Origin of the sequence: Rahnella bruchi, assembly GCF_003614975.1 — a bacterium.
GTDB classification, from domain to species: domain Bacteria; phylum Pseudomonadota; class Gammaproteobacteria; order Enterobacterales; family Enterobacteriaceae; genus Rahnella; species Rahnella bruchi.
Window position 1 is genome coordinate 1,021,957 of the sequence record NZ_QZWI01000001.1, and the last position, 13,033, is coordinate 1,034,989.

The 13,033-nt window shown below is 49.8% G+C and carries 11 protein-coding genes; 5 read left to right on the forward strand and 6 right to left on the reverse strand.

Annotated elements, in window-relative coordinates; genetic code table 11:
• The first annotated feature begins 410 nt into the window (after nt 1-410).
• Both D5398_RS04890 and D5398_RS04895 read left to right on the forward strand, forming a co-directional pair.
• Nucleotides 411-2,366, forward strand: coding sequence for an alkyl/aryl-sulfatase (locus D5398_RS04890; protein WP_120506560.1), 1,956 nt, complete (start codon nt 411-413; stop codon nt 2,364-2,366).
• A gap of 40 nt (nt 2,367-2,406) precedes the next feature.
• Complete coding sequence (locus D5398_RS04895) at nt 2,407-3,318, forward strand: transporter (protein ID WP_120506561.1); 912 nt, start codon at nt 2,407-2,409, stop codon at nt 3,316-3,318.
• Nucleotides 3,319-3,383: 65 nt separating this feature from the next.
• Here the strand turns inward: D5398_RS04895 and D5398_RS04900 are convergent, their stop codons facing one another.
• The 4 genes from D5398_RS04900 to trmB all read right to left on the reverse strand — a co-directional run bounded on the left by D5398_RS04900 (nt 3,384) and on the right by trmB (nt 6,190).
• Nucleotides 3,384-4,118: a YggN family protein gene (locus tag D5398_RS04900; RefSeq protein WP_120506562.1), complete on the reverse strand. Its 735-nt coding sequence runs from the start codon at nt 4,116-4,118 to the stop codon at nt 3,384-3,386.
• Nucleotides 4,119-4,142: 24 nt separating this feature from the next.
• Nucleotides 4,143-5,069 (reverse strand): glutaminase B, encoded by a 927-nt coding sequence (gene glsB, locus D5398_RS04905; protein ID WP_120506563.1) that lies wholly within the window; start codon nt 5,067-5,069, stop codon nt 4,143-4,145.
• A 75-nt stretch (nt 5,070-5,144) separates the two neighbouring features.
• The gene (locus tag D5398_RS04910; protein ID WP_015698505.1) at nt 5,145-5,471 is read right to left on the reverse strand and encodes a YggL family protein; all 327 of its coding nucleotides are present in this window, start codon (nt 5,469-5,471) and stop codon (nt 5,145-5,147) included.
• Nucleotides 5,471-6,190, reverse strand: coding sequence for a tRNA (guanosine(46)-N7)-methyltransferase TrmB (gene trmB, locus D5398_RS04915; RefSeq protein ID WP_120506564.1), 720 nt, complete (start codon nt 6,188-6,190; stop codon nt 5,471-5,473). The genes D5398_RS04910 and trmB overlap by 1 nt, the downstream gene beginning before the upstream one ends.
• Before the next feature lie 235 nt (nt 6,191-6,425).
• On the opposite strand from trmB, the gene mutY reads away from it, so the two are divergent.
• The 3 genes from mutY (at nt 6,426) to mltC (ending at nt 8,932) form a co-directional block, all read left to right on the forward strand.
• The gene (gene mutY, locus D5398_RS04920) at nt 6,426-7,493 is read left to right on the forward strand and encodes an A/G-specific adenine glycosylase (protein WP_162940715.1); all 1,068 of its coding nucleotides are present in this window, start codon (nt 6,426-6,428) and stop codon (nt 7,491-7,493) included.
• 9 nt (nt 7,494-7,502) lie between these two features.
• Entirely contained in the window at nt 7,503-7,775 is a 273-nt protein-coding gene (locus tag D5398_RS04925) for an oxidative damage protection protein (protein WP_112289019.1), read from the forward strand.
• A gap of 77 nt (nt 7,776-7,852) precedes the next feature.
• The gene (gene mltC / locus D5398_RS04930; RefSeq protein WP_120506565.1) at nt 7,853-8,932 is read left to right on the forward strand and encodes a membrane-bound lytic murein transglycosylase MltC; all 1,080 of its coding nucleotides are present in this window, start codon (nt 7,853-7,855) and stop codon (nt 8,930-8,932) included.
• A 47-nt stretch (nt 8,933-8,979) separates the two neighbouring features.
• On the opposite strand, the gene D5398_RS04935 is transcribed toward mltC, so the two are convergent.
• Both D5398_RS04935 and speF read right to left on the reverse strand, forming a co-directional pair.
• The gene (locus D5398_RS04935) at nt 8,980-10,374 is read right to left on the reverse strand and encodes a glycoside-pentoside-hexuronide (GPH):cation symporter (RefSeq protein WP_120506566.1); all 1,395 of its coding nucleotides are present in this window, start codon (nt 10,372-10,374) and stop codon (nt 8,980-8,982) included.
• Nucleotides 10,375-10,606: 232 nt separating this feature from the next.
• The gene (speF, locus tag D5398_RS04940; protein ID WP_120506567.1) at nt 10,607-12,769 is read right to left on the reverse strand and encodes an ornithine decarboxylase SpeF; all 2,163 of its coding nucleotides are present in this window, start codon (nt 12,767-12,769) and stop codon (nt 10,607-10,609) included.
• Nucleotides 12,770-13,033 lie beyond the last annotated feature (264 nt).

Sequence of the window (13,033 nt, forward strand, 5' to 3'; positions counted from 1 at the left end):
TTCAGAAAAATACGTTTTTTTTGCTGAAAGAATAGCCCTGGAAGGCGTGATTTTTAATAAAATGTTACAGATGGAATCATTTAATTACACCCTCTTCCCTCTGCTTTAATTACCTCGAACCAACTCATTTATTTATTATCAACAATACATAACGCATCCTGCCTGATCATTTAAAACCAGGTGCCTTTACTTAATAAGGAATACTATTCAATAATTCATGTGATATATAGATCAATTTCCCATTGTGCATATTTAAAATAAATGTTATTGCTAATTAATAGCATTGTTATTATTATAATTGCATCAGTAAAACCTGGAGCCTGTTAGTACTTATAGATCTTTATCAACTATTTAAAACTCAGATAGCGTATCCCCCGACATTAATGGAATTTTATTAAAGGGGCTCTTCAATGAAAGTTTCTAAAATCGCTGTGTTCATCACTTTTATTTCACTCGGCCATTCGGCTTATTCAAATGAATTACCTAAAGCGGCCAGTTCATTTACCCGTCAGATGAATGACAGTGTTTATAAGACGCTACCTTTTGGCGATGAATCCGATTTTCTGGATGCAAAAAAGGGTTTTATCGCCACCCTTTCCCCGATGGTGATTAAAGACACTGCCGGAAATGTTTCATGGGATCTAGAAAGCTACGGTTTTATTCAGGGTAAAGCGCCAGATACTGTCAATCCGAGTCTCTGGCGAATTGCAAAACTAAACATGCAAAATGGGCTGTTTAAAGTCACCGATTCGGTGTATCAGATCCGCGGTTTTGATTTATCGAATATGACCATTGTGGAGGGCGATAAAGGGATCATCATTATTGATCCGCTGGTCACAACCGAAGTTGCCAGCGCCGGATTAAAACTTTACTACCAGCATCGCCCTTATAAACCGGTAGTGGCAGTAATTTATACCCACAGCCACGCTGACCATTATGGGGGTGTGCGCGGTGTGGTGAATGAGCGGGATATAAACTCAGGTAAAGTCAGCATTATTGCACCGGAAGGTTTTCTGAAAGAAGCAGTCAGCGAAAACGTGCTGGCAGGAAATGCCATGAGTCGCAGAACGCTTTATCAGTATGGGGCGATGCTGCCACGCAGCGGACGAGGCCAGATTGATGCGGGCCTGGGGAAAACCACATCACTCGGCACGTTTACGCTAATCCCTCCTACCGATACCGTCAGTAAAACCGGTGAAAAGCGCGTCATTGCCGGCGTTGAAATGCAGTTCCAGATGGCGGCAGATACTGAAGCGCCCTCTGAAATGCTGATCTGGTTCCCGCAATTTAACATGCTCGACACCGCCGAAGATGCCACGCATACCCTGCATAATCTTTATACCCTGCGCGGGGCGCAGGTACGCGACGCCAGCGCATGGTGGAAAGTACTCAATTACGCCATCAGTCAGCAAGGCAAGCGCGTCGAGATTGTCATTGCTCAGCACCACTGGCCAACCTGGGGAAATGAGAAAATCATCAAATTCCTCTCTGATCAGCGGGATATGTTCAAATTCATTCATGACCAGACGCTGAACATGGTGAATAAAGGTCTGACAATGAATGAGATTGCCGAAACACTGCGGTTGCCTCCGGCGCTTTCAAACGAATGGTACAACCGAGGATATTACGGCTCAGTCAGCCATGATTCCAAAGCTGTCTACCAGCGATATATGGGCTGGTATGACAGTAACCCTGCGGATCTTAATCCACTTCCACCGGAAGAAGCCGCGAGAAAATATGTCGAGTTTATGGGCGGAGAAAATCAGGTCATCGAGAAAGCGAGAAAATCTATCGCTGCGGGTGAATATCGCTGGGCCGCTGAAGTACTGAAACACGTGGTCTTTGCTGATCCGAAAAATCAGGCCGCGCGCGATCTCCAGGCGGATGCGTTTGAACAGCTCGGTTATCAGTCAGAAAATCCTACCTGGAGAAATGAATATCTGATGGGTGCCTATGAATTACGTAACGGCGTGCCTGATGCCCCACCGGTCAATACAGCCAGTCCGGATATGGTCCGTTCAATGGCACCAGATCTGATCCTCGATTATATGGGGGTTCGCCTCAACAGTCAGGCAGCGCTCAATAAAAACATCCGTATGAACTGGATACTCCCTGACGGCACGCAATACGGTATTGAACTGAAAAACTCCGTCATTATTTATAATTTTAACCAGCTCATACCCTCTGCGGATATTACCCTCAGGGCAGATAAAAATGCATTCTCCCGCCTCTTTATGCAAGGCGAAGCGCTGAATAATGAGCTGAAGCAGTCAGATATTAAAGTTGAAGGTGATGCCGGTGAAATAAAAGAACTTCAGGGGATGCTCGATGTCTTCCCGGGAATGTTTAATATCGTTACGCCATAAAATTCTTTCAAGGAATCACAGCCTGTCAGAGAGGTTTACAATGACGGTTAAACACACGCGCGTATTTAACAGGCTGATGTTATTAGTCTGCTTATCTACTCCATGTCTGAGTTACGCGGATAATGCCAGGGACTGGCAAAATGTGCCGGATGATATCAATATTTTATTCGGCTATTACAATCGTATAGACAGCAATACTTCAATTGATTCTTCGCTGCCAATAAATAACGCTTCGGTGGATGCAAATTTATATATTCTTCGTTATGCGAGATCATTTAATTTCGGGGGTCAGACTGCCGGGATCCAAATCCTTCAGCCAGTGGCGGACATTACCACGTCGGCAGACGGAGCGCTGACCTCAGACAATACGCCTTCCCGTCACGGAATCGGGGATACGCAGTTAGCTTTCGTCTATAACCTCTTTGGTGCGCCAGCTCTGACGACGGAGGAGTTCAGACGCTGGACACCGGGGACATTTTTGACCACGGCAATATGGGTCACGGCACCTACCGGAGAATACGATAAAAAGAAGCTGTTGAATATTGGCGGAAATCGTTGGGTAATAAAACCGGAACTGGCTTTTGGATATCCGGCTGGCCCCTTCTGGATTGAAATTAATCCCATGATTTCATTTTATGAAGACAATAATGAATATCTCGGCACTCATCGCCTGGCACAAAAACCCCTTTATGCTGCTGAAGGACATTTCAGTCTGACGCTGAACCCGGCGTTATGGATATCTTTAGACAGTACACTCAGTAAAGGCGGCGAAACACGGATTGATGGCGTGCTGCAAGATAACGAACAGCAGAATGTATTACTGGGGGCTTCGGTGGGTTTTATGTTATCGCCACAGCTGGGCGGCGCTTTTGCTTATACCGATACGACAAGAAAGGAGACTGGATCACCGGATATTTCGACCTGGATGGTCAGGCTGCAATATGCGTGGTAAAGAAAATTAACGTGAAGTATTAACCGGAATAAGAGGGGAATATCTCCCCTCTTATTGATGGCAGATTATTGCTTCAAATCCGCCAGCAAGGCTTTGTGCTGAGTATCCAGATTCGTTACCCGCTTACAGACGTCATCGCCAAAGGCTTTGAACTCTTTTTCCTGCTTGCTCCACTCATCCTGTACGGCCTGTTGCAAACCGCCCAGATTCCCCATCATCGCCTGCAACGGATTTCCGCCGCTGGCTGCCTGTTTCAGGCCCATTTCGTTGATGCTGTCCTGCATCACGCCGCCCATGGTTTGTTCCATCAGCTTCTGACCATTCTGTTTAACCTGATCCACTGCTTTATAGTGGAAGGTCAGCCCGTCGGCGCGGTGTTCAATGATGAGGTTCATCTGTTCTTTCAGCTGCTTGTCGAGCTTGACCAGACGGTTACGCACGTTGCTGTCAGTACCGAGTTTCTCGACGATCACCCGGTCAACCCCCGCGCGGCCTTTTTCGAGATGCGCCGTCGCACCCTGATCAATCCACGGCAGATCGCGGCGTAAACCGGCCTGATAATCGATCGCTTCCTGACGCTGTCTGGCGCTCAGGGTCATGTCTTTTCCGTTAAGAGTCACGTTACCGTTAGGGGTAATCAGTAAGTCACCGTTTTTGCCCACAACCTGAACGGTCTGCGGCTTGATGACAACATCGTCTTTAGGTTGCACCGCACACTGATAATCAGCCTGCGCGCTCCACGCAGTCAGCGCCAGCAATGCAGCCAGTCCGGTTTTTACCACTCCGCTTTTTACTAACATGTACTCTCCCTTAAGACAGCAAACTCAAAAAATTGAACGGCCAATACGTTGCGCCAGTAATTCTAAGGCAGCAATACCTGCCAAAGAGTTCCCTGCCGCATCAAGTTCCGGCGACCATACCGCGATACACATCTCTCCGGGAACGACAGCCATTATGCCGCCACCCACGCCGGATTTACCCGGCATTCCCACGCGATAAGCAAATTCACCCGCGCCGTCGTACATGCCGCTGGTGACCATCATCGCATTAATCTGTCGCGCCTGACGGGCATCTATGAGCGGTTTTTCACTGCCCAGCGGATGGCCTTTATTGGCAAGATAAACAAACGTACGCGCCAGTTCTTCACAGCTCATGCGCAATGCACAGTAGTGAAAATAGGTATGTAAAACCGTGATGACATCGTTGTCGAAATTACCGAAAGACTTCATCAGATACGCAATCGCCGCATTGCGGTCAGAATGTTCAAATTCAGAACGGGCAACGTGCCGATCGTAGTTGAGATCCGCCGATCCAGCCAGTTGACGCACCACTTCCAGCATTCTCTGCTTCGGTGCAGTCAGGCGGGTTTGCAGCATATCGCAAACCACGAGCGCGCCAGGATTGATAAACGGATTGCGCGGTTTACCCTGCTCAAGTTCGAGCTGTACCAGGGAGTTAAACGGCTGCCCTGACGGTTCTTTGCCGACGCGCTGCCAGATTTCGCTTTCCTGATAGCGGGTCAGCGCCAGCGTCAGGCTGAGCACTTTAGAAATAGACTGAATGGAGAAACGGGTTCCAGCATCACCGGCACGAAAGATCTCCCCTTTCGTGGTACATACGGCGATCCCTAAGTGTTCGGGACTGACTTCGGCCAGTGCAGGAATGTAATCGGCAACTTTGCCGCGGCCAATCAGCGGCCTGACCTGCGCAAGAATATCTTCCAGCAAACTGTTATCGAGTTCGGTACCCAACGTCCTGCCTCCAGATGTAACAAAGGTGCCGGAAAGGCACCTTTAAAAGATTCAGAATTTATCTGCCTGGAGGAATCAATCCCACCAGATATCGAATAAATCGCTGACTTCCACGTCTTCCATTTTATGGTCTTCTAACCATTTTTTGACCTGCGCGCGCTGTTCATCAGTGCAGTGACCGATATCCTGGCGGCAAACCAGACCTTCCCATTGCAGATAGCCGCTGCCATCAAAAGCCAGTTTGTTTGGCTCGATCACACCGTCGATGAATTTATCTAGGGATTCATCAATGGTTTCTACCGCGGTACCTTCCGGGAAACGCCATTTTACAGAGAAGCCCAGTTCCTGGAACTCGGCAATGTGTAACTTCTTACGTAAACGACGACTGCGATTTGTAGCCATTATTGCTTCCTCTCAAACATCAGATCCCATACGCCGTGGCCTAAACGCTGACCACGCATTTCGAACTTGGTTACCGGGCGCGATTCCGGACGCGGGACATAATTACCTTCCTGCGACAGATTCGCCCAGCTTTCTAAACTGGTCATCACTTCGAGCATGTGTTCCGCATACGGCTCCCAGTCGGTTGCCATGTGGAATACACCGCCCACTTTCAGTTTTTTGCGCAGCTTCTCAACGAACTCCGGCTGCACGATACGGCGCTTATTATGACGCGCTTTGTGCCACGGGTCAGGAAAGAATAGCTGCACCATGTCGAGCGAGCCATCCGGAATCATTTTTTCCAGCACTTCAACCGCATCGTGACACATCACACGCAGGTTGCTGACGCCCTCTTCGTGCGCGGTCGCCAGACATGCGCCGACACCCGGCGAGTGGACTTCAATCCCGATAAAGTTCTGATCAGGATTCTGCTGCGCCATCGTCACAAGCGAAGTGCCCATGCCGAAACCGATTTCCAGCACAACGGGGGCTGAGCGACCAAATAAGGCATCAATTGCTAGTGGTTCCGCCTGAAACTCTACGCCCATCACCGGCCAGAAGTTGTCCAGCGCAAATTGCTGACCTTTGGTCAGACGGCCCTGACGGCGGACAAAACTACGGATACGGCGCATTGCGCGACCGTTCTCGTCGAATTCCGGTGAAATGACGTCGTTTTTCATGGTGTTTCCACTCCGATTGGCAAGACGCGGTACCCGCGCGCGGATGCCTGTGCTTTGGTCACTAAATATAAGGAAAGGCGCATTATCCAAACTTACTCCCGATTAGCAAGGTTTGCGGGCAGGAAATCCGTCATTAGCGTGCGTAAAGCAGTGCGGAAAGTTCCGGTTTACAGCCAGACGGGAACTGTGATGTGATCAGCCCCGTCTTTTAACCCTGCCGGACTGTAATTCACCCATGATGGAAGCCCAACTTTTCTCACCTCTGGTGCTCGACTGGTATCAGCGCTATGGCCGCAAAACGCTGCCGTGGCAAATCGCAAAAACAGCTTATAAAGTCTGGCTTTCAGAAGTGATGTTGCAGCAAACGCAGGTAGCGACTGTTATCCCGTATTTTGAACGTTTTATGCAACGCTTTCCGACGGTGTCTGATCTGGCCGCCGCTCCGCTCGATGAAGTTCTGCATTTATGGACAGGACTGGGCTATTACGCCCGTGCGCGTAATCTGCATAAAGCGGCGCAGACCATTGCCAGTCACCACGGCGGCGTATTCCCGACGACCTTTGATGAAATCCTCGCGCTGCCCGGCATTGGCCGCTCCACGGCGGGAGCGGTGTTGTCGCTGGCACTCAATCAGCACTACCCTATTTTAGACGGGAATGTGAAGCGCGTGCTGGCCCGTTGCTACGCCGTTGACGGCTGGCCGGGTGAGAAGAAAACCGAAAACAAGCTGTGGGCGATAAGCGAAGATGTTACGCCCGCCGAAGGCGTTGCACAGTTTAATCAGGCAATGATGGATCTGGGCGCGATGGTATGCACCCGCAGCAAGCCAAAGTGCGAACTGTGCCCGGTGAAATCAGGTTGCGAGGCTTATGCACATCACAGCTGGGCGAAATATCCCGGTAAAAAGCCTAAGAAAACCTTGCCCGAAAAGACCGCGTTTATGCTGATGATCCAGCAGGAAGATAAAGTCTGGCTGGAACAGCGTCCGCCGGTCGGTCTGTGGGGCGGTCTGTTCTGCTTCCCGCAATTTACCACCGAAGATGAACTGGCTTTAGGGCTAAAAAAATACGGTGTTACGCAAAATCAGTTGCAGCAGCAGACCGCTTTTCGTCACACTTTCAGCCATTTTCATCTGGATATTGTCCCGATGTGGTTAAATCTGCGTTCCGCTGCGGGTTGCATGGATGAAGGTGCGGGTCTCTGGTATAACTTAGCGCAACCACAATCCGTCGGGCTGGCCGCGCCGGTAGAGCGTCTTTTGACGCAGCTGGCCAAAGAACCGACCCAAAAGAACGATCGATAAGGAATTAGCATGAGCAGAACGATTTTTTGTACTTTTCTCAAGCGTGATGCTGAAGGGCAAGACTTCCAGCTGTACCCTGGCGAGATTGGCAAACGTATCTTTAATGAGATTTCGAAAGAAGCCTGGTCTCAGTGGATGGCCAAGCAAACTATGCTGATCAACGAAAAGAAACTCAGCATGATGAATCCGGAAGACCGCAAATTGCTGGAACAGGAAATGGTCAACTTCCTGTTCGAAGGTCAGGATGTTCATATCGAAGGCTATACCCCACCGTCAAAATAATCATTAATAACAATGATTAAAATATTAAGGCAGGTGCTGAAAAGCGTCTGCTTCTTTCATCAGAAATGGCTTTTAAGATGAAGAAAATTTTAGCTTTGCTGGTTATCGCGCCCATGTTGATCTCCTGCTCCGGCAGTAAGAAAGACCAGTTCAACGAAGCTTATGTAAAAGACACCAACGGATTCGATATTTTGATGGGGCAATTTGCCCACAACATCGAAAACATTTGGGGTATGAATGAAGTACTGATCGCGGGTCCGAAAGACTACGTGAAATATAGCGATCAGTATTACACCCGCAGCCACATCAACTTTGATGCGGGTACGATTACTATCGAAACCATTTCTGGTACTGATCCGGCGACCAGCCTGCGTCAGGCGATCGTCAGCACATTGCTGGTGGGCGATGATCCGGGCAACGTTGACCTCTATTCCGATGCCAACGATATCCAGATCAGCCGCGAGCCGATGCTGTACGGTCAGGTGCTCGATAACACCGGTCAGCCAATCCGCTGGGTCGGGCGTGCCAATAGCTTTGCCGACTATCTGGTGCAGAATAAGCTGATGCGCCGTCAGTCCGGCATGCACATCATTTATTCCGTCACAATCCAGATGGTGCCAAACCACCTGAACAAACGTGCGCATAAATATCTGCCGATGATCCGTGAAGCGTCCGCCAAATATGGCGTCGATCAGTCACTGATCCTCGCAATCATGCAAACCGAATCCGCATTTAACCCGTATGCAGTGAGTAATGCCGATGCGCTGGGTCTGATGCAGGTTGTGCAGCACACCGCAGGTGTGGATGTGTTCAAATCTGAAGGCAAATGGGGAAAACCTAGCCGAAGCTATCTGTTTGATCCGCAGAATAATATTAATACCGGCACGGCTTATCTGGCGATGCTGCAAAACGTGTATCTGGGGAATATCGATAACCCGACCTCACGTCGCTATGCAGTGATTACGGCTTATAACGGTGGTGCAGGTAGCGTTCTTCGCGTGTTCTCACAGAACAAAACGCAGGCGTTTAACATTATCAACAATATGGCACCGGGCGACGTTTACACCACGCTGACGACAAAACACCCGTCGGCAGAATCGCGCCGCTATCTGTACAAAGTGAACAATACTCAGCGCAGCTACCGCCGCGTGGATTAACGTTTACCGTACCGGCTCTTCAGGCGTGAGGAGCCGGTACGAACGTCTTAACTGTGGATCTGTACACTCTGTGTTTGCAGACTTTGCGTCTGGAATTTACCTTTACCTAAATCACTGACGATGTGATTCATCCGCTCTTCCGTCAGCTGATAATAACGGATAGAGAAAGCCGTAATCAGATAGAAAATAGCCGGTAAGACGGTGAATAAAATCAGAACGCCGCGTACAGCCTCTGCCGATTGTTGTTCCACGCCAGCCTGATAGCCAAACCATGCCAGCCCCCATCCGGTCAACGCACCACCAATCGCCACACCGAGCTTAATCACAAAAATATTCGCCGCAATGTTCATTCCGGTTATACGACGCTGAGTTTTCCATTCGCCGTAATTATTGGCATCTGTAATCATTGACCATTGCAATGGTGCGTTTATTCCCTGTAATAAGTTAAGGGCAATATGAACGATAAAGGCCGGGATCCAGTAATCGGTGGGGAGCACAAAGAAGAGGAGTCCGGCGAATGCGCTTGATATATTCACCCAGATGGATGCACGGATTTTACACATCCACGAGCCGAGTTTTTTGGCAAATAAACTGCCGATAACAGCAGCAACAGTGGTCGCCATCATGAACATGGAAATAATGCCACTTCCCTGATGAAGAACATATTGCACAAAATAAACCAGCAAACTCCCGCGAACAACAACGCCGCATAACATGGCAAGATTATAAACGGAGAGGATCCGCCACTGGTCATTTTGCAAAAGAACGCGGACATCGCGGACAATATTCATGTTCTCTTCCTTCACCGGCGTAATACGTTCCCGCGTCGTCAGAAAACACACAAAGAACATCACGCAACCAATCACGCCGAAGATGCCCATCGCCCACTGCATGCCGGTTGCACGGTCTCCCGGAGAGAGATAATCCGCTAACGGCAGAATAAGCGCCGTGCCCATTGCGCCACCGATCGGCGCAATAGCAAAGCGCCAGGATTGCAGGGAAAGATTATCCTGTGGATCCGCCGTAATAGCCGCGCCTAACGAGCAGTAAGGAATATTAATCGCCGTGTACATTAAGGTCATAAATATATAGGCGAATACTGCATAAACAATTTTACCGGTTTGTTCAAAATCCGGTGTCGAATAAACCAGCACACAACTGACGGCAAAGGGAATGCAAATAATCAGTAACCAGGGACGAAATCTTCCCCAGCGACTTTTTGTCTGATCGGCAATCGCCCCCATAATAGGATCGGTGATCGCATCAAGCACCCTGACCACTAAGAACAGCGTGCCCATTACTGCCGGCGGTAAGCCATAAATATTCGTATAGAAATAAGCAAGAATAGCGACAGAGGAATCAAAAACAATGTGACTTGCCGCATCACCTAATCCAAAACCCAGTTTTTCTTTCGCACTGATCCTTTCAGTTAATGCTGACATGCAGTCACCTTTATTAAGATGGAGATCTGCATTAGTTATAATTCCAGAAAATCACTCTGAGTATTGTGATTTCTCATTTACGTTTTATGCTTTTAATCAACTGTGACGCAGGTATCTATACTCTGGCTGAATGAGAGCTTAATTTTCGACCTGCATCACATATCCGGACACCCATTTTATTACCGGGAGATAACGATATAAAAACCCATCCGGAGATGGGTTTTTATGGGGACTATTGCGCGAGAACATACCCCATCACGCGTTTCCAGCCGACCGATTTCTTCTCGATATACACGCCCTGCAATTCCGGCGAAAAGCCAGGTAACAGGTTGATGCCCTCTTCCAGCGCCATAAAGTAACGCTGTACCGCCCCGCCCCACAGTTCGCCCGGCACCACGCACAACACGCCCGGAGGATACGGCAACGCGCCTTCTGCGGCGATACGACCTTCTGCATCGCCAATCGCCACCAGCTCAATGTTATCGCGGATAAACTCGTTGTGCGCGTCCTGTGGATTCATCACCACTTTCGGGAAGCTCTTTTCGCGGAACATCTCTTTTTGCAGTTCTTTCACATCGAAGCTGACATACAGGTTATGCATTTCCTGACACAGCTGACGGATGGTGTAATTACGATAACGATCTTCGTTTTTACGATACACCGTCGGCAGCACTTCGCTGAGCGGCGCATCTTCTTCGATGTACTGCTCAAAACGCACCAGCTCTTCCACCAGCAGCTGCATTTTGGCCGGCGTTTCGGCAGGCGTCAGCAGGAACAGGATCGAGTTCAGGTCGCATTTCTCCGGCACGATGCCGTTCTCGCGCAGATAGTTGGCCAGAATGGTCGCCGGGATCCCGAACTCAGTGTATTTACCACTGGACGCATCAATACCCGGCGTGGTCAGCAGCAGTTTGCACGGATCAACAAAATACTGCTTCTCTGCGTAGCCGTCGAACGCGTGCCAGCGCTCACCCGGCACAAAATCGAAGAAGCGCACGTCGTTAGCCATCTCATTGGTTTCATGTTCCTGCCAGCGTTTGCCGCCTACCGTTGGCGGCACAAACGGCAAAATCATCGAGCACTGATCCAGCAGCATTTTGCGGGTTTCGATGCCGAGCTTCACGCACTCCATCCACATGTGTTTTCCGCTGCCACCGGCATGTATACGCGCATTCACATCCAGTGCGGCAAACAACGGATAAAACGGGCTGGTCGAGGCGTGCATCATAAAAGCATTGTTCAGCTTTTTATGGCTGCAATGCCGCTTCTGGCCTTTGATGTGATTGTCTTTTTTGTGGATCTGCGAAGTCTGAGAGAATCCTGCCTGCTGCTTATGCACCGACTGCGTAACGATGATGCCAGGATCGTTTTCGTTAAGGTCCAGCAGCAGCGGCGAACACTCTTTCATCATCGGGATGAATTGCTCATAACCAACCCATGCGGAATCAAACAGGATGTAATCGCACAGATGACCGATTTTATCGACCACCTGACGCGCGTTGTACACCGTGCCGTCGTAGGTGCCGAGCTGTATAATCGCCAGACGGAACGGACGTTTCTCTTCAGCGCGATCCGGCGCCACTTCTTTAATCTGTTTGCGCAGATACGCTTCATCGAAACAGGCCGCATCGATGCCGCCGATAAACCCAAACGGGTTGCGTGCTGTTTCGAGATAAACCGGCGTCGCGCCTGCCTGTAAAAGCGCGCCGTGGTGGTTTGATTTGTGATTGTTACGGTCGAACAACACCAGATCGTCGCGGGTCAGCAGCGCATTTGTGACGACTTTATTGGCCGCAGACGTGCCATTGAGCACGAAATAGGTTTTATCTGCGCTGAAGACTTTGGCTGCATACTTTTGTGCATCTTTCGCCGAGCCTTCGTGGATCAGCAAATCGCCCAGTTTGACGTCCGCATTACACATGTCGGAGCGGAAAATATTCGGGCCGTAGAAATCATAAAACTGACGTCCGGCCGGATGGCGACGGAAGAACTCCCCTCCCTGATGTCCGGGACACGCAAACGTGGCGTTCTCCATCTCAACATACTTTTTCAGCGTGTCAAAAAACGGCGGGAACAGCGCTTCCTCATAAGCCTGAGCGGCGGATTCAATCTGTGCCGCATAAAACGCCTGATTGGCATCCGACAAGGTGATCACGCCTTTCAGTGCCGGTAAAAATTCCGGCGAAACCTGCTCCGTTCCCTGCACAGCAACAAACGCGGGAATACCAAATCCCAGCGTTTCAATCTCCGCCAGCCTGCCGTGGTTCAGGTCACCCACAGAAATGATGATGGCCGCAACGTCCGCGTAATCGGCGCGACGCAGGTCAACGACCAGACGTGCAGTCTGGAGATAAGGGGCGACTGAAGCGCTTGCTGCAAGTTTTAAGTGTTTCATTCAGACTCTCAAACGGTTAAGTAAGAGGGTGTGCCAGATGGCACGGCAATGAGCAGGTTCTTACGTCGTGGAGCAAGTGCGCGCAGAGCCCGGCCCGGCAAATGACGTTAGCTGAAGCGAGTTATCGAGTGCGACAGGACAATGCCGGTGCGGCAAAGTGGTGACAAATCGAGTTTCAGGCCAGCCACGTCTGATAGACAACAGTAAAATCAGAGAAATACCCTGCGGATGACTCTCTGTTTTTAATAATGTCTAACAGCGGAC

Bases quoted from the DNA above. Each gene is read 5' to 3' on its own strand.
- D5398_RS04935 (WP_120506566.1), bottom strand. From the start codon at position 10,374: ATGTCAGCATTAACTGAAAGGATCAGTGCGAAAGAAAAACTGGGTTTT.
- mutY (WP_162940715.1), top strand. From the start codon at position 6,426: ATGATGGAAGCCCAACTTTTCTCACCTCTGGTGCTCGACTGGTATCAG.
- D5398_RS04895 (WP_120506561.1), top strand. From the start codon at position 2,407: ATGACGGTTAAACACACGCGCGTATTTAACAGGCTGATGTTATTAGTC.
- D5398_RS04890 (WP_120506560.1), top strand. From the start codon at position 411: ATGAAAGTTTCTAAAATCGCTGTGTTCATCACTTTTATTTCACTCGGC.
- speF (WP_120506567.1), bottom strand. From the start codon at position 12,769: ATGAAACACTTAAAACTTGCAGCAAGCGCTTCAGTCGCCCCTTATCTC.
- D5398_RS04910 (WP_015698505.1), bottom strand. From the start codon at position 5,471: ATGGCTACAAATCGCAGTCGTCGTTTACGTAAGAAGTTACACATTGCC.
- trmB (WP_120506564.1), bottom strand. From the start codon at position 6,190: ATGAAAAACGACGTCATTTCACCGGAATTCGACGAGAACGGTCGCGCA.
- D5398_RS04925 (WP_112289019.1), top strand. From the start codon at position 7,503: ATGAGCAGAACGATTTTTTGTACTTTTCTCAAGCGTGATGCTGAAGGG.
- D5398_RS04900 (WP_120506562.1), bottom strand. From the start codon at position 4,118: ATGTTAGTAAAAAGCGGAGTGGTAAAAACCGGACTGGCTGCATTGCTG.
- mltC (WP_120506565.1), top strand. From the start codon at position 7,853: ATGAAGAAAATTTTAGCTTTGCTGGTTATCGCGCCCATGTTGATCTCC.